A 15,861-nucleotide genomic window follows, 5' to 3' on the forward strand; every position below is an offset into this window, starting at 1 on the left:
GACTAATGACTAATGACTAATGACTAATGACTACTGACTACTGACTACTGACTTAATAATTCCCAAGCTCCGTAACGATCGCCATAATAAGCCAAAATGCGATCGACCCGCTGGCGATCGACCAAATCGAAGCCTTCAGGATACTGTATCCACAAACCTCCTATTTGGCTGTCGCCGTAATTAAACCGCTGCGACTGCTGCGGAATTAAACCGATTTCCACGCCTTCAACTTGACGCAAATGGGCTGCTACTTCGCGATATACCGTCAGTGGCAATCCCGGCGATTGAATTTGATAGCGGAGTTGTTTTTCTTGTGCCGTTTGCATCATTACTTTGCCTGTCCCCAACCAAAATCCCTATTTAAGATACTTCTTTATCGATCGGCCCCGGTAGAGGGCAGCAGTTAATATTGTCCATACATACCTTCCCCCACTGCAAGGCCCAGCGTACCAGTGTAACTCGATTGTCAGCGCGAGTCTTGTTCAAGATATTGCTAATGTGGTTGTCAACAGTACGCTTGCTAATTTCTAACTTTTCAGCGATTTTCTCATTGGTCAATCCCGCCGCTACTAACTCTACCACTTGCAATTCTCTGTCCGAAAGGGTGACAGGGGTGCTGGAGACGCTCCCGTTCATAAATTTTTCCTATGTGTGCATATTTACCTATATACAATTCTAGAGGATGAGCGATCGAGTATGAAGAGAAAATTAAATCTGCTGCGGCTGCTTTTTAGCAGTGCAAGCACCAACTCGCTTGTATAATCGCGGCTTCGTGGAAAAGAAGGCGCGATTATGCAAGACGCACCAGCAGCCCAGCAGGCGCGTGGGGTGGCGGATGCTAGCTTTACCTGAATGCACCTGAAATCTGGGCCCAAAAACCCGGAGATGTTGGTACGTAAAACTGCTGATACGCCCGCACTGCACTTGTGCGTTGAGCGTGTAACTGCCGGTATCAGCAAGTCTGATATTATAGGGAGCAGCGATTAAAAAAATAGCTGGCCATTTTTTTCGGATGGGCTAAAAATAATTATTGAGTTGTCTGCTGCTGTGACATCAAAAATCCAAAATCAAAAATAAATATGACTTATCCTCGCGTTTTGTGTCTGGGTGAAATTTTATTTGATTGTTTAGCAGACAAACCAGGAGCATCTCTCGAAGAGGTAGAATCTTGGACGGCATATCCTGGCGGCGCTCCTGCTAATGTTGCCTGTGCTTTGGTTAAATTGGGCACTGAGGCGGCATTTATCGGTGCTGTGGGTGGGGATGAGTTGGGGAATTCCCTAGTGCAGGTATTGCAAGAAGTAGGGGTTGATACCGCTGGAGTGCAGCGGCATCCGAGTGCGCCGACGCGGCAAGTTTATGTGTTGCGGAATGAAGCGGGCGATCGAGCTTTTGCCGGTTTTGGTAAATTGGATACTGCGGATTTTGCCGACACCCGCCTCCTGGCCGCCCAAATACCCGATGTGCTGTTTGAAAATGCTGATTTTTTAGTGCTAGGCACTTTAGAATTAGCTTATCCTGAAAGTCGAAAGGCGATCGCAAGAGCGATCGAACTAGCAGAACGTTACGACGTTAAAATTATACTTGACATCAATTGGCGTCCGGTATTTTGGTCAAATCCCGACGAAGCAAAAGCGCGCATTATAGAACTCTTAAAAAAAGTAGATTTTCTCAAATTATCTGACGAAGAAGCCGAATGGTTGTTTGCAACTACCGATGCTGGAGCTATTACCTACCGCCTCGATTCTGTAGAAGGCGTTTTGGTGACAGCGGGCGATAAAGGTTGCTCCTATTGTTTGTCGGAAAATGAAGGAAAAATCCCCGTCTTTGCAGTAGATGTTGAGGATACAACAGGTGCGGGTGACGGATTTGTCGCTGGTTTTGTGCAACAGTTGTGCAAGCAGGGAATTAAGAATTTAGCAGATTCAGAAATAGCAAAACAAATTGTCACCTATGCAAGCGCGGTGGGTGCGATGACAGCGATGAAGTCGGGAGCAATTGCAGCTCAACCAACCGCCGCTGAAGTAGAAGCTTTCTTGTATTTGTACAAAAAACATCCCGCCAAACATTAATAGGTTCGATCCTTCGGACTTTAGTCTTTCTTTATGCAGACTAAAGTCCGAACGGTCGAACCTGTTTTTTGTAGGAAATTAACTGCAAACTAGATAATTTTCAATCTGGCGCACCATTACCTCTAGCGGCTGCGAAGCATCTATAATAATTGCAGTTTCTGGTTCTTCGAGAGTAGCGCACTGACTTGACAGCAAGTCTAGTTTCATGTAGTGATTTTCGCGAGTTTTTAATCGAGATGCTAATAGCTGAAAAGAAGCTTTGAGATAAACTATTTTCATTTGCTGCTGGTTTCGGCAGAGCATTTCGCGGTAAGATGCTTTTAAGGCGGAACAAGCTAACACAACATTTTTATTTTCTAATAACCAGGTGTCTATTTGACTTTGCAGTTGCAAAAGCCACGGAATGCGATCGGCATCTTCTAAAGGAATGCCCAAACTCATTTTTTCGATGTTGGCTGGCGAGTGAAAATCGTCGGCATCGCTGAAATCCCAATTGAGAGATTGCGCCAGCAACTTGCCAACAGTAGTTTTTCCCGAACCGGAGACTCCCATCACGATCGCAATCATCGCTATGATTTACCAAATATTTGTAATTATATCGAGTTGGGCGATCGACAAACCGAGTTTCTTAAATTTTCTCATAAATCCTACAACGCATAAAAAGTTCAAGAAACCCAGTCTGTTTCTAATTCTAGATCAAATTTCTTCCCTCGTGTTTTTAATTAAATTATAAGCCAAAACCCCGATAATTCCACCAATCACCGGGAACACAATAAACGCCCACAACTGTTGAATTGCCCATCCGCCTTGAAAAAGTGCCACACCGATACTTCTAGCCGGGTTGACTGAAGTATTGGTTACGGGAATTCCGACTAAGTGAATCAACACCAGCACCAAGCCGATGGGAATTCCGCCCAAACCCACGGGATAATGGGGATCGGTAGTACCCATGATGGTAAATAACAGAAAAGCCGTCAGTACAATTTCCGTCAAAGCTGCTGCTAAAAGCCCGTAACCTGTGGGAGAATGTTCTCCAAAACCGTTGGAAGCAAATCCCGAAGCAGCCGCATCAAAACCTGGTTTTCCTGATGCTATCACATACAAAACAAGACCGCCTAAAATTCCGCCTACAATCTGACCTCCTATATAATAAGGAAGCAAAACAGCATCGATCAGTTTGGCAACTACTAAACCGATGCTTACCGCTGGATTGATGTGGCATCCAGAGATAGGCCCGATCGTATAAACCATGACTAAGAGGGACAAACCAAAAGCGATCGCCACTCCCAAAAAGCCGATTTTGTCTCCGGCTAAAACTGCACTGCCGCATCCACCTAATACCAGTACAAAGGTACCGAAGGCTTCAGCAACTCCTATTTTTATTTTTTTGTTCATGCTCACACTCTCTATTTTTGATAGGTTAATTATGCACCCTGTTATAATCTGACATTCTCAAAATTGAAGCTACATTTTTCCTGCCAGCACTACAATACCAAGGAAAACCTTACAAGAATGTGTAACTTTCATTTCTAGAACCTGTATTGGCTCAACTGAAATTGTGGAATTTGAATTCAACAAATCAGCTCTGAGCTTACTCTTTTGTAAAAAAAATGTCAAGCATTAGCGATTTTTTTGTATAAATTGTGCGAATCAATCACAAATACTTAACTAATTTTTATATAACTATGGGATTAAATTCTCAATAGTCAGCCTATTTTTTGTATAGATTGGGCAAGCTATTAGGAATTTATTTCAGAATAATTAATTTGGGTTTTTGGCTAACTTGGCGATCGCAATTTTACTGCTTGTTGCTGTGAAAGCCGATCGCCCTTGCAGCTAAAACATCACTGCTAAACGGCTGGTACCTCCAACCTTGGAAGGGGCGAAAGTCTCGCCAATCGGCGGTCATCTTGCACAGCAAGCGGAACTGTAGCGGGGTTGGGGGTTGGTTGAGGCGATCGACTTCTACGCGAACCAATTCTTGATGCTGCGAGATAATTTGAAAAAGATCCTCAAAAAGATAGCGCGGACAATAGCCTACAATCCCGCGATCTTTAGTACACAGAAGCAAAGCAGAGGAATCGTGCGGATTTGGAAATTCGTGGGCTAAATACAAAAGTTCGCCCACTTGAAGCCCATTAATCCGTTCAATTGCCGGCTTGGGAAGGTGTCGCAGTCCCTGTGCAAAAAAATGGATGCGGTAACGTCCATTTTCATCCGGTTCGGGACAGGGGAATACCTCAAAATTATCAGTTACCCGTTTCCCTCCGCTGCGGGCCAATAAAGTAATTGGGTCATCTTCGTGTTGAGGGATATTCAACCACTGTACAAATTCAGGGTAGTCAGGGCGCGATCGCGGCCGCACTCGATTGGAAAACAAGGGAAACAGTTTCTGTGAAGTGTAAACCTTACTGAAATCAGGGAAAGATGGCAAGGGTTCAAACCTGCACTTATGTTGAGCTTCTAGAACACCATTTGTATAATTGAACTGGTATTCTTTACCGTTAAATGTCAATTTTGCGATCGAAAACCAAGAACTGCTGCCCGGGTCTTGCCAAGCCAAAAATAGTGTTTTCAAGGTAAGTTTCCTCCTATTCAATTAGGGTACGCAGTGCGCACCTTACCGCTATTTATAGCGCGTCAAACCAATTTTTACGTAAGTCCTGTGAATTTATTCTCCTAGTCTATAGGAAATGGCATCAAAATTTAGTATTTTTGGCTTTCTGCCATTACAACTACAGCACCAATCAACTGAATAAACATCTTTTTTAACCCATAAGCTAAAGCTGGAATAAGACCACAAATGCGGACAAGAACTTAAATTGTGCTTAACAGGGTTGTAGTGAATATAGTTTAAATGCTGTTCAAAATCATCTTCATCGCAGATAGTATGTTCCCAAAAGCGCCGATGCCAAACATCACTTTCTCGACGCTTACGACGCGAAAAGGAGACATTTTGAGGCAAAGTTCCTTGACCGCGCAAAGATTGTGTAAATAAAACTTTTATCCGTCCAAGACGTTTGGGATAGGCAGTATCATTAGGAGGTAATTTCCACAAAAAATGGATATGGTCGGGCAATACAACTGCCCCAAGAATTTCAAAAGGTTGTTCTGATTTAATCGCCGCTACAGCGTTGCGGAGTCGCGAGACATTTTCTGACTCTGAAAATAGCGGTGTGCGATTGTAGGTAACAAGCGTTAGGAAGAAAGTTCCACCAGGAAGGTAAAATCGGCGATAGTTTGGCATTAATATCGTCCTCTTACTTTTTTATAGGGCATCTTACACTCATCTCTGCGGGTGCGCAGTGCGCACCTTACATTCATCTCGTAGGGTGCGCATTGCGCACCTTCCAGGGGTCTGGGGGTGCGCAGTGCGCACCTTACATTCATCTCGTAGGGTGCGCATTGCGCACCTTCCAGGGGTCTGGGGGTGCGCAGTGCGCACCTTACATTCATCTCGTAGGGTGCGCATTGCGCACCTTCCAGGGGCTACTACATTCATCTCGTAGGGTGCGGCGCACCTTCCAGGGGCCTCCTACATTCATCTCGTAGGGTGCGGCGCACCTTCCAGGGGTCTCCCGGTGCGCACTGCGCACCTTACATTCATCTCGTAGGGTGCGGCGCACCTTCCAGGGGTCTCCGGGTGCGCAGTGCGCACCTTACATTCATCTCGTAGGGTGCGCATTGCGCACCTTCCAGGGGCTACTATCTAACGCAGGAATTCGCGCGGATCCGTGACGTACCCAGTCAGCGCCGAAGCCGCCGCCGTGTAAGGCGAAGCGAGATAAACTTGCGCTTCTTTGTTACCCATCCGGCCGGGGAAATTGCGGTTAGTTGTAGACACGCAAATTTCGGGTTTGTTCATCCGCCCAAATGTATCTTTCGGGCCACCCAAACAAGCGGCGCAAGAAGGGGCTGCGGGTTCGATGCAGCCTGCTGCTAAGAAGATTTCTGACAGGGTTTGACCGTCGTATTTTGTGACAAACAAATCTTCGTAAACTTTCTGAGTTGCCGGTACTAAATATGTCGGAACTTTGACTTGATTTCCTTTGAGAATGCGGGCTGCATTCAAAAAGTCGGAGGTTTTGCCGCCGGTGCAGGAACCGATGTAAACTCGATCGATCTTGACATCGCGGCAGTTGCGGGCCAATTCGCGGTTGTCGGGGGAGTGCGGTTTGGCGACGACTGGTTCTAATTTGCTGACATCGTAGGTGCGATCGCTATAAAAACTAGCATCAGCATCAGTGTAAAAGGCCTCAAAGGGCACATTAGTACGAGGATTAACGTAATCAAACGTGGTTTTGTCCGCAGCCACCGTGCCGTTTTTGCCGCCAGCTTCGATTACCATATTGCACAGCGTCATCCGTTCTTCCATCGTCAAACGTTCGACTGTATCGCCGGCAAATTCCATTGTCCGGTAGTTAGCCCCGGCCACGCTGATATCGCCAATAATTTGCAAAATCAAATCTTTTGCTAACAAATAATCGGGCAATTCGCCGTTGAGTATAAAGCGCATCGTCGCCGGCACTTTGATCAACAATTTGCCGGTTCCCATAATAAATGCCGCGTCCGTATTGCCGATACCCGTGGCAAATTGTCCGAAAGCGCCGGCATTGCAGGTGTGGGAATCTGTGCCGAAGAGCACTTCGCCGGGCCGCGTGTGGCCTTCTTGGGCGAGGGCGATGTGGCAAACTCCTTTGTAGTCGGGATTTGCTTTGAAGTCCGATCGATCCGTGATGTCGTAAAAGTATTTTATCCCTTGTTCCTTGGCAAAATCGCGGAGAATATCGACGTTGCGGTTAGCGCGTTCGTCGTTGGTGAAAATGTAGTGGTCGGGAATTAGGACGATTTTGTCTGGATTCCAGACTTTAGCATTTTCGCCGAATTCTCGTTTGAAAACGCCGATGGTGCCCGGCCCGCAGACATCGTGGGTCATCAACACGTCTGTTTCTACCCAAATGTTTTCTCCGGGCTCTACTTTGGTGCGGCCTGATGCTTTGGCTAAGATTTTTTCGGTCAGGGTCATTCCCATAGTTCGATCGCTCTTTTTGGTAAGATGCTACATAACTGTATTGTACGAAACATCGCCTGATACTGACAGGTAATTTATTAAGCAAACATTATAACAAAAATCAATTTCCCTATTTTCCACCAACTATAGCGGCAGTTAGATTTTTTTTAAAGTCATAATAACTTCGTGCAAAAGCAGCAATACACTGTCTCTGCAAATTTCCATAAATCAGTAATTTATCAATACAAAAATACCAGTGTTCCTCCATAATATCAATTCCGGTTGCACTCATACATGATGTTAACAGTTAACTGTTAACTGTTAACAGTTAACTGTTAACAGTTAACATCCTTCCTATGCAACCGGATACGATATAACTCGGAGACGGTGGCTGATTAGAATTCTCGTTTTGTGCTGTAAACCAGCAGTCTATCCAGCACTTCAGTTTTCGTTAGCGGTTAGTAAATCCATTTTTGCTAAGCCCAAATAGCGCACACCTTCCGGCGTCACGTCAAACCGGCAAGGCAAAACTTCCACACCTTCAGCCACAGCCTGTCTGAACAATTGTCCGTAAAGGCGATCGGCACTATCTCCCGGAGCAAAATCCGTACAATCTCCCCGATTAATAAAATACAGCATTACAGCCCTCGAACCCTGCCGCACCACATCGATCAACTCTCTCAAATGTTTCTGTCCCCGCTCCGTCACTGTATCAGGAAATAAAGCTAATGTATCTTTGACCCAAGTTGTATTTTTCACTTCCAGAAAAATCGGTTTTTCCTCACCAGTCAGCCAAAAATCAACACGACTTTTTTTATCGATACCGTAAACAACCTCCGGCTGAATTAAACTGTAATTGCCCAACTCAGGAAACAATCGCAACTCCAAAGCTAATTTAATCGCTCGATTTGGCAGCCCAGTATTAACTCCCACCCAAACAGGTACAGTATCGCAAACCTTAATTAATTCCCAAGTATAAGCTAACTTGCGTTTGGGATTATCGCTGGCAGATACTAGGACAGGATTACCCGGAATCAAAACACCAGTCATCGGGCCGGTATTCGGACAGTGCGCGGTGATAATTTCTCCCGAATCTAGTTCGATTTCGGCAAAAAATCGCTTGTACCGCTTGATTAAAATGCCTGGTAATAAAGCGGGATATTTGTAAATAAAGTCACTCATTATATTTTGATATTTTAGTAGGTTTGTAGTTGCGCTTCAGCGCTGAAGCGCAACTACAAACCTGTTTCAATCTGCTACTTGCGTAAGTTTTGTCGTGAGTTAACTTTTTTCTTTGTTCGCATCATTTATTTGATCGTTCAAAGGTTGCTTGTGCCTGCCTTTCATCAACTGTTTCATTTGCGCTTTAAAAGCTTCTACCAATTCGGGACTAGCTTGAGTTTTTTGCCAAGAATCGCGGGAATTTAAGCGTTCCGACCAAGCATTTAAATTGGGATATTCGTCCAAAGATATGCCCAAACTAGGCAGCCACGGCACGGAAACTCCAGCAACAATATCGGCTAGAGTAATACGATCGCCCTTGCCAAAAAAAGAGCGATCGCCCAACAAACCCTCAAAAAACCTCAGTACCGCAGCTACTTGCTGCTGTGATTGCTCCAACTTTTCCGGGTCGCCTTCGCCGCCGAAAGTCTGGCGTACAAAAGGACTCATCGCCGGCGTCAACTCGTTCACTGTCACCATTTCCACCATCCGCACGATCGCCCTTTCTCCTTCATCCTCCGGTAGCAGTGCAGGCGCGGGATACTTAGCTTCCAGATAATCGAGAATTGCCAGCGTTTCTATTATATTAAAATCCCCATCAGCTAAAACAGGAACGTGGTGAAAAGGGCTAATTGCCAAAAAATCTGGCTGAAATTGATCGCCATTTAATTTCATCGACACCAATTCAAACGGAATGTCCTTTTCGAGCAAGGCGATCCAAACCCGGCGGCTGTTAGTCGAAAGCGGATTGTGATAAAGTTTCAGCACGGTAATTCGATTTTAGATTTTAGATTTTAGATTGAGGCATCATAGCACGAAACGACGGTTTGTAGTTTAGGTAGGCTTACTGGGAGCATCTCAATGAAAGCAGCCCAGCTAGAAATTGGAGGTAGGAGGCCCGAGACTGCGGGACAGGAGGAAAGAGTCAGAAATCAGGAGTCAAAAGAAGTATTTTTACAAATATGAGATGCTCCCGGCTTATTGATTCATTCTTTGTTTCATATCCTTTGCAGCTAAAGTATAACCTCCATCAGCACCGTCTATAAAATGTACTTGGCGGCCGTTGCGTTCAAACACCAAACAAGTCATCAACGCTCTGTCAGCAACGTGCAAACCGTAAACCAGCTTGCCTTCTCGGTAATTCTTTTCCAAGTACACCGTCAATTTTTTTCGCTGCCACCCATTGCCCGAAATTACCATTCGCAACATATCATCAAATTTTCGGTAATCCGTAGCTGCGATCGCAATATCTTTATAAACTCCCCAATCTAACTCTTCTGTCTTAACTTTCAAATTCATTAGCAGCGAACCAAGCGCCGTCTCTAACTGTATTTTTGATAAATCTATCTGGCGGTCTAGCCAACTAGCATTGCTCGCCCTAACTTGAATTTCTTTAATTAGCTTTTTGCTATTCAATGTCAAATTAAGATTTTTACCATTAATAGGATTTAAACAATCTTCCTTGCCGTAAATGTATTCAATTTTTTCTAAAATATTTCTATAAAATAGATGACTTTGCCGATCGAAATCCGATCGCACCATTACCAGCAGCGTTACTATTTCCCCGTACTTGCTGGGAATATCCTGCCACCGGCACTCCAATCCTGAAAAATCGGCTGTTTCTGAAACGCCCTGATTTTTAATACTGTAAATATTACCAGCAGCAGGGTCTTTAATAAGTTCAGTCGCACGGGTTAAGCCGCCCCCGATAAAAACAGCTTGGCTGTAATTTTCGGAAACTTTAAACTTAGCTATTTTAACCGGGTAATTAGCTGCTACCACAACTTTAACCGGCACAGCCCCAACTCGCAAATCCATGTCAAATTCAGTCTTAGCCATTTGTTGAGTGGCAAGCAAAGCAATCTTAGCAGCGGGTAAAAGCGATGGCCCCATTAACAGAGAAGCGCCGTCGCCACCAAAGATAAAGGGAATTTCTATTTTGCCTGCTACATTCAAAACAGCAGCGATCGAACAAGCTCCCAATAAGTTAACTTCTTTGTATTTTCCAGCTTCAATCGCTTTGGTAGAACCGCGAATATCTGTGACAACAATGTACCAATCATCAGGTACGTCAACAAAATTACCCAGATCGGTAATCTTGAGAAAATTGTCCAGTAAAGGTAATGCGGAATAGAAATTTTCTGAATTCATGTTATGATTTTCCCGATTTGCTATTAAACTTAGTGAAGCCTTTTAGCACTAGCATTTGTAACTATTTGTGTCTGAACCGCAGAAGCCCTCTCGTTCCCTGGCGGGGATTGCCGGCATTGTCGCAGTCGCCACTCTGATTAGCAAAGTCTTCGGGTTGGTGCGCCAAATTGCGATCGCCGCAGCCTTTGGAGTCGGTGTCGCCGTCGATGCCTACAACTACGCCTACGTCATCCCCGGTTTCTTATTTATTTTGCTCGGAGGAATCAACGGGCCATTTCACAGCGCCATAGTCAGCGTTTTAGCCCGCCGCGACAAAAAAGAAGCTGCACCCTTAGTCGAGACTATCACCACCTTAGTCGGCGGCATACTTTTGTTAGTAACAGTCGCTTTAATTATTTTCGCCGATCCGCTGATCGATTTGGTAGCACCGGGATTAAATAGAACAGCAGAAGGCTTAGCAATCAAAGCAATTGCTGTCCAACAATTTCGGATCATGGCACCGATGGCATTACTTTCAGGCTTAATCGGTATTGGTTTCGGCACTCTCAACGCCGCCGATATGTACTGGTTGCCTTCGATTAGTCCTTTATTTTCTAGTGTTGCACTTGTCGGCGGTTTGGCGATTCTCGCCCTGCAACTCGGAGAAAAAATTACTCAGCCTGGGTACGCACTAATGGGCGGTTTAGTGTTAGCTTGGGGAACTTTAGCGGGAGCAGTTTTGCAGTGGTTGGTGCAACTAGCGGCGCAGTGGCGCGCAGGCTTGGGAACATTGCGTTTGCGGTTCAATTTTAAACGTCCCGGAGTACAAGAAGTAGTTAAGGTGATGGTTCCTGCTACTTTATCATCGGGAATGCTGCAAATTAATGTCTATACTGACCTATTTTTTGCATCCTACATCCCTCAAGCTGCATCTGCGATGGGTTACAGCGGCTTGTTGGTCATGACTCCTTTAGGCATTATTTCTAATGTAATTTTAGTACCTTTTTTGCCAATTTTTTCTCGCCTTGCCGAACCCAAAGACTGGCCGGAATTAAAAGATAGAATTCGTCAAGCTTTAGTTTTGACTGGGCTGACGATGCTGCCGCTGAGCGCTTTAATGGTGACGCTGGCTACACCCATCGTCCGCGTTGTTTACGAACGCTATGCTTTTAATCAGTCAGCATCGCAGTTTGTCGCGCCCTTGTTGATGGCTTACAGTATTGGGATGTTTGTGTATTTGGGACGCGACGTTTTGGTACGGGTATTTTACGCTTTGGGAGACGGAGAAACCCCTTTTCGCGTCAGTATTATCAATATCTTTTTTAACGGACTGCTGGATTATTTGTTAGTAGGAGCTTTTGGCGCGCCCGGATTAGTTTTGGCGACGGTGGGAGTGAATCTTGTTTCGATGCTGATGCTTTTGTACTTATTAGATAAAAAGCTGGGCGGCTTGCCTTGGCGGAAGTGGAGTTTGCCATTTTTGGGATTAGCTTCTGGCAGTTCTTTAACTGCTTTCGTGTCTTTGGCTACTCTGCAAGGCTGTCAAAGAGTTTTGGGTACTGAAGGTTTGATAGTTCAATTAGTACAGTTGAGTGTGGCAAGTTTCGCGGGGTTGGGAGTTTTTATAATTTTTGTGAGTCAGATGAAGTTGCCGGAAGTTGATATGTTTGTCGATCGCATTCGGGGACGTTTTCGCAAATAAATATCATAAATTTGCTGCATATTCCAGGAAATTGAGACAAAGGGCGATCGCCCTTAAACCCCAATCAACAATTATCCGCGTCCATCCGCGTCCATCCGCCCGCATCAGCGGTTAAAAATTCCCCAATAATTAACAACGGCGATGTCTAGATTGTAAAGATATCGTCAACCTTAATGCTGTCTGGCAAAACAGCCAATAAAATTCTTACAAAAAAAATACGCCCTCATACCCACAGCCTCTGAGGGAGGTCTAAATTATGTCCACATGGAAAAGATCCGACTTTTCCGACTTTAAGATCCGACTTTTCCGACTTTACAGAGGCAGAGGCAGGAAGCAATGATAGAGACAGGGAAAGTAAACCCGCGATGTCTAGATTGTAAAGATATCGTAAACCAGCAGAGTTGTGTTGCGGAGTATAAATAAAAATATGCTATAAAAAATATGTCTTTAGTATGATACATTTGGATTGCATCTATGTTATATGCATTCCTACGCGAAGCCAGTGAGATCCCACTTCATATCAGGACTACCACGCTCAGGGTCTACTTTGCTGGCTGCACTACTACGACAAAATCCCCGGTTTCACAGCGGTATGACTTCCCGTGTTGGGAGTTTAGCTGAGCGAATGTTGTGCGCCATGAGCGACAACAATCAGTGTTCCGTGTTCATTTCCCCTGAACAAAAACTGGCGCTAATTTGAAGCAATAAGACTAATAAATTATTCAGTCTTCATAGCGAGGACTTAAGCTTTGATGCGGGGATTCAACCCCTGCCGGACTTGTATGTAAACAATAGATATAAAGGATTTCCGCAATTATGAACGTACCAACCGCGAACAAGCAAATTATTTTCGTAGACTCTTCTGTACAAGATTATCAGAGCCTGCTCCAAGGCATCGATCCTGCTCAAATTGTGATTTTAAATGAAAATTTCAGCGCGATCGACCAAATTACTAACGCCTTGGCCGATCAAAAAGATATTGAAGCAGTTCATATAGTTTCTCACGGCAGCGAAGGCACCCTATTTCTGGGTAACTCACCCCTGGACAAAACAACCCTAGAAACCCATGCAGCCACCCTAAAAAAATGGGGCAAAGCCTTAAAACTAAATGCAGATATTCTCCTCTACGGCTGTAATGTTGCCCAAACTGAGCAAGGAAAAGCCTTCGTTAAACGCCTCAGTCAATTAACGAAAGCGAATGTTGCCGCATCCACTACTCTCACAGGCAATGCCAAATTAGGAGGTGACTGGAACCTGGATTTTATCATAGGTAAAATTCAAGCCGCCTTAACATTTTCCCCAGAAGCGATGCGGGATTATAGCTTTGTCCTGACTCAGTTGGTGAACCAAACTTTTACCGGAGCAAGCGTTACTGGTCCTTGGATTTATGCTCAGTCTGGAGCTGGTGTTGTTGGTTTGACCACATCTGGTACTAACACTCCTCTGCCAAATTTGAACTTGGGTGACACTGCTGGCAATGGAGCCTTGAGGTTAACTTCTGCTACAGGAAATCAATCAGGGTTTGTTCTCTACAATACCCCCATATCTTCTACATCCGGGGTAAATGTTACCTTTGACTTCTTTGCCTATGGTGGAAATGGCGCAGATGGTACTAGCTTCTTCCTGGTTGATGGTACAGCTAACCCGACTACACCTGGAGGTGTCGGTGCCGGTCTTGGCTATGCCCACACAACCAATACTACCAATGGTACCAATTTTCCTGGTTTGGTAGGAGGCTATATAGGAATCGGATTTGATGAGTATGGTTCTTTCGCTTCCAAAGCTGAGCAGACAACCGGAATCGGAACAGGCCTATATCCGAATAGTGTGACAGTTCGAGGCAAAGCATTAAACGATTACCAATATATAGCCTCTGGAAGTGTCACGGGTGGCATCAGTGCTGGTAATGTGACTAGGAACGTCGCCTTAAGACGAGCCCAGATCATTTTAACGCCCAGCACCGCCGCCCTCCCGAATCGCCTATCGGTAGCGATGGATTTGAATAACAACGGCAGCTTTACTGATGCGGGTGAAACCATTATTGCCCCCTTCGATATCACAACAACTAACGGAGCAGTACCGACAACTTTTAAATTTGGCTTTGCCAGTTCCACGGGAGGATCTACAAATATTCACGAAATCCGCAATGTCATTTACGAGACGCTTACTGCCCCCGTCCTTAATAATACCCCGGTTGTCACCCTCAGCAACATCCTCGAAGACCCCGGTGCTCCCACTGGTCCAGTCGGCACTCTCATCTCCCAACTCGCAGACTTAACAGGAGGCGGCGGTCTAAATAACATCACCGACCCCGACACTGGCGCAGTAGCAGGCGTGGCCATCACCGCCGCCGACACCACCAACGGCAGTTGGTTCTACACCATCAACGGCGGCACAACTTGGACGGCCTTGGGCACAGTATCCAATACCAATGCTCGCCTACTCGCCGCCAATGCCAATACCCGTATTTACTTCCAACCAAGCACCAACTACAACGGCACCGTTAACAACGCCCTCACTTTCCGCGCTTGGGATCAAGTAAGTGGGACAAATGGTGGCACCGCTGACACCAGCAATAACGGCGGCAACAATCCCTTCAGCATCGCCACCGACACCGCAGACATCACCGTTACTTCTGTCAACGACCAACCGAGCTTCATTGCCACCAACCAAACCGTCAACGAAGACGCTGGGGCCCAAACAGTAGCAGGTTGGGCAACTTTCAACGCCGGCGCACCCAACGAAGTCGGCCAAACTGCCACCTACACCGTCAGCAGCATCGGCACCCCCAGCTTATTTGCGACATTACCTGCCGTAAATGCCAGTGGCAACCTCACTTACACACCCGCCCCTAACGCCTTCGGCACCTCCACCTTCGGTGTAAGAGTCCAAGACAGCGGCGGCACCCCCGGCGTCGATACCTCGACTACCCAAACCTTCACCATCACCGTTAACCCCGTCAATGATAAACCCAGTTTCAGTAACTTAGGAAATCAAACCCTAACAGCTTGGACAAACACAGTTCAAGCAGTTAGCAACTGGGCAAATACTGTTATCTTCGGCCCCAATGAAGCCCTTCAAGCAGTTAGCAACTACATCGTTACTAACAACGACAACACCTTATTTACAACTCAACCAAGTGTAGCAACCAATGGCACGCTGACCTACACTCCCAGTGGCAAACCCGGTACTGCCACTGTTAGCGTGCAACTGCGAGATAACGGTGGTATCGCGAATAGTGGTGTTGACCTTTCCGACATAGCCACCTTTAATATCACCATTCCCGTACCGAAAGTTAACCTCACTGCCAGCACAACTACTGCCAGTGAAGCCGGGCCAACAGCTATTACCTTTACCGCTACTGCCGAAGGTAATGTCGTCGGCGCTCAAACCATTAATTTAGCATTAACGGGTACTGCGAGTGCGGCTGATTTTACTGGTACTATTCCCGCTCAAATAACCATCCCAAATGGCAGTAATACGGGGCAAGTAACCATTACAGTTAATGATGATTTTCTGGTCGAAGGTACGGAAACAGCTACTTTAACAATTAGCACCCCGTCAACAGGGATCGCATTAGGAACTACTACCAACCAAAGTGTGACAATTACCGACAACGATACTGCGGGAATCACTATTACACCCACGACAGGATTAACTACCACAGAAGCCGGTGGAACTGCTACATTTACAGTCAAGTTAAATACGCAACCAACAGCCGATGT

15 protein-coding genes are annotated in these 15,861 nt (G+C 45.7%); 4 read left to right on the top strand and 11 right to left on the bottom strand.

Annotated elements, in window-relative coordinates; all coding sequences use genetic code 11:
* Positions 1–44 precede the first annotated feature (44 nt).
* Both QT998_RS04695 and QT998_RS04700 read right to left on the bottom strand, forming a co-directional pair.
* Positions 45–326, bottom strand: coding sequence for a hypothetical protein (locus QT998_RS04695; RefSeq protein WP_333093201.1), 282 nt, complete (start codon positions 324–326; stop codon positions 45–47).
* Between the two features lie 34 nt (positions 327–360).
* Positions 361–636 carry a helix-turn-helix domain-containing protein gene (locus tag QT998_RS04700; protein WP_194009527.1) on the bottom strand — a complete coding sequence of 92 codons (276 nt, stop codon included), beginning with the start codon at positions 634–636 and terminating at the stop codon, positions 361–363.
* Positions 637–1,079: 443 nt separating this feature from the next.
* Here QT998_RS04700 and QT998_RS04705 point away from each other — a divergent pair, with 443 nt between their 5' ends.
* Positions 1,080–2,072, top strand: a complete 993-nt coding sequence (locus QT998_RS04705; protein WP_333116244.1) for a carbohydrate kinase family protein — start codon at positions 1,080–1,082, stop codon at positions 2,070–2,072.
* A 78-nt stretch (positions 2,073–2,150) separates the two neighbouring features.
* On the opposite strand, the gene QT998_RS04710 is transcribed toward QT998_RS04705, so the two are convergent.
* From QT998_RS04710 to QT998_RS04750, 9 genes are all read right to left on the bottom strand, one after another.
* Positions 2,151–2,639: a gluconokinase gene (locus tag QT998_RS04710; protein WP_333116242.1), complete on the bottom strand. Its 489-nt coding sequence runs from the start codon at positions 2,637–2,639 to the stop codon at positions 2,151–2,153.
* Between the two features lie 129 nt (positions 2,640–2,768).
* Positions 2,769–3,467, bottom strand: a complete 699-nt coding sequence (gene aqpZ, locus QT998_RS04715) for an aquaporin Z (protein ID WP_333116239.1) — start codon at positions 3,465–3,467, stop codon at positions 2,769–2,771.
* 403 nt (positions 3,468–3,870) lie between these two features.
* The gene (locus QT998_RS04720) at positions 3,871–4,650 is read right to left on the bottom strand and encodes an HIRAN domain-containing protein (RefSeq protein ID WP_333116236.1); all 780 of its coding nucleotides are present in this window, start codon (positions 4,648–4,650) and stop codon (positions 3,871–3,873) included.
* 93 nt (positions 4,651–4,743) lie between these two features.
* Positions 4,744–5,319 carry an REP-associated tyrosine transposase gene (locus QT998_RS04725; RefSeq protein ID WP_333093191.1) on the bottom strand — a complete coding sequence of 192 codons (576 nt, stop codon included), beginning with the start codon at positions 5,317–5,319 and terminating at the stop codon, positions 4,744–4,746.
* Positions 5,320–5,781: 462 nt separating this feature from the next.
* The gene (locus QT998_RS04730) at positions 5,782–7,104 is read right to left on the bottom strand and encodes a 3-isopropylmalate dehydratase large subunit (protein ID WP_333116233.1); all 1,323 of its coding nucleotides are present in this window, start codon (positions 7,102–7,104) and stop codon (positions 5,782–5,784) included.
* 109 nt (positions 7,105–7,213) lie between these two features.
* Positions 7,214–7,375, bottom strand: coding sequence for a hypothetical protein (locus QT998_RS04735; protein ID WP_333093193.1), 162 nt, complete (start codon positions 7,373–7,375; stop codon positions 7,214–7,216).
* 149 nt (positions 7,376–7,524) lie between these two features.
* Positions 7,525–8,265 (bottom strand): DNA/RNA nuclease SfsA, encoded by a 741-nt coding sequence (gene sfsA, locus QT998_RS04740; protein ID WP_333116231.1) that lies wholly within the window; start codon positions 8,263–8,265, stop codon positions 7,525–7,527.
* Positions 8,266–8,364: 99 nt separating this feature from the next.
* Positions 8,365–9,072: a glutathione S-transferase family protein gene (locus QT998_RS04745; protein WP_333116228.1), complete on the bottom strand. Its 708-nt coding sequence runs from the start codon at positions 9,070–9,072 to the stop codon at positions 8,365–8,367.
* 210 nt (positions 9,073–9,282) lie between these two features.
* Positions 9,283–10,455, bottom strand: coding sequence for a DUF3095 domain-containing protein (locus QT998_RS04750; protein WP_333116224.1), 1,173 nt, complete (start codon positions 10,453–10,455; stop codon positions 9,283–9,285).
* Between the two features lie 67 nt (positions 10,456–10,522).
* On the opposite strand from QT998_RS04750, the gene murJ reads away from it, so the two are divergent.
* From murJ to QT998_RS04765, 3 genes are all read left to right on the top strand, one after another.
* Entirely contained in the window at positions 10,523–12,136 is a 1,614-nt protein-coding gene (murJ, locus tag QT998_RS04755) for a murein biosynthesis integral membrane protein MurJ (RefSeq protein ID WP_333116221.1), read from the top strand.
* A gap of 481 nt (positions 12,137–12,617) precedes the next feature.
* Positions 12,618–12,836 carry a sulfotransferase gene (locus QT998_RS04760; RefSeq protein ID WP_333093199.1) on the top strand — a complete coding sequence of 73 codons (219 nt, stop codon included), beginning with the start codon at positions 12,618–12,620 and terminating at the stop codon, positions 12,834–12,836.
* A 116-nt stretch (positions 12,837–12,952) separates the two neighbouring features.
* Positions 12,953–15,861 (top strand): DUF4347 domain-containing protein (locus tag QT998_RS04765; protein WP_333116218.1); only part of this gene is annotated, 2,909 nt, incomplete at its 3' end.

It is taken from the genome of Microcoleus sp. S1D4, from assembly GCF_036700765.1.
Taxonomy (GTDB): domain Bacteria; phylum Cyanobacteriota; class Cyanobacteriia; order Cyanobacteriales; family Microcoleaceae; genus Microcoleus.

Excerpts from the sequence above, each read along its gene's own strand:
- QT998_RS04695 (WP_333093201.1), bottom strand. The coding sequence starts at position 326 with ATGCAAACGGCACAAGAAAAACAACTCCGCTATCAAATTCAATCGCCG.
- QT998_RS04700 (WP_194009527.1), bottom strand. The coding sequence starts at position 636 with ATGAACGGGAGCGTCTCCAGCACCCCTGTCACCCTTTCGGACAGAGAA.
- QT998_RS04705 (WP_333116244.1), top strand. The coding sequence starts at position 1,080 with ATGACTTATCCTCGCGTTTTGTGTCTGGGTGAAATTTTATTTGATTGT.
- QT998_RS04710 (WP_333116242.1), bottom strand. The coding sequence starts at position 2,639 with ATGATTGCGATCGTGATGGGAGTCTCCGGTTCGGGAAAAACTACTGTT.
- aqpZ (WP_333116239.1), bottom strand. The coding sequence starts at position 3,467 with ATGAACAAAAAAATAAAAATAGGAGTTGCTGAAGCCTTCGGTACCTTT.
- QT998_RS04725 (WP_333093191.1), bottom strand. The coding sequence starts at position 5,319 with ATGCCAAACTATCGCCGATTTTACCTTCCTGGTGGAACTTTCTTCCTA.
- QT998_RS04730 (WP_333116233.1), bottom strand. The coding sequence starts at position 7,104 with ATGGGAATGACCCTGACCGAAAAAATCTTAGCCAAAGCATCAGGCCGC.
- QT998_RS04735 (WP_333093193.1), bottom strand. The coding sequence starts at position 7,375 with ATGAGTGCAACCGGAATTGATATTATGGAGGAACACTGGTATTTTTGT.
- sfsA (WP_333116231.1), bottom strand. The coding sequence starts at position 8,265 with ATGAGTGACTTTATTTACAAATATCCCGCTTTATTACCAGGCATTTTA.
- QT998_RS04750 (WP_333116224.1), bottom strand. The coding sequence starts at position 10,455 with ATGAATTCAGAAAATTTCTATTCCGCATTACCTTTACTGGACAATTTT.
- QT998_RS04760 (WP_333093199.1), top strand. The coding sequence starts at position 12,618 with ATGCATTCCTACGCGAAGCCAGTGAGATCCCACTTCATATCAGGACTA.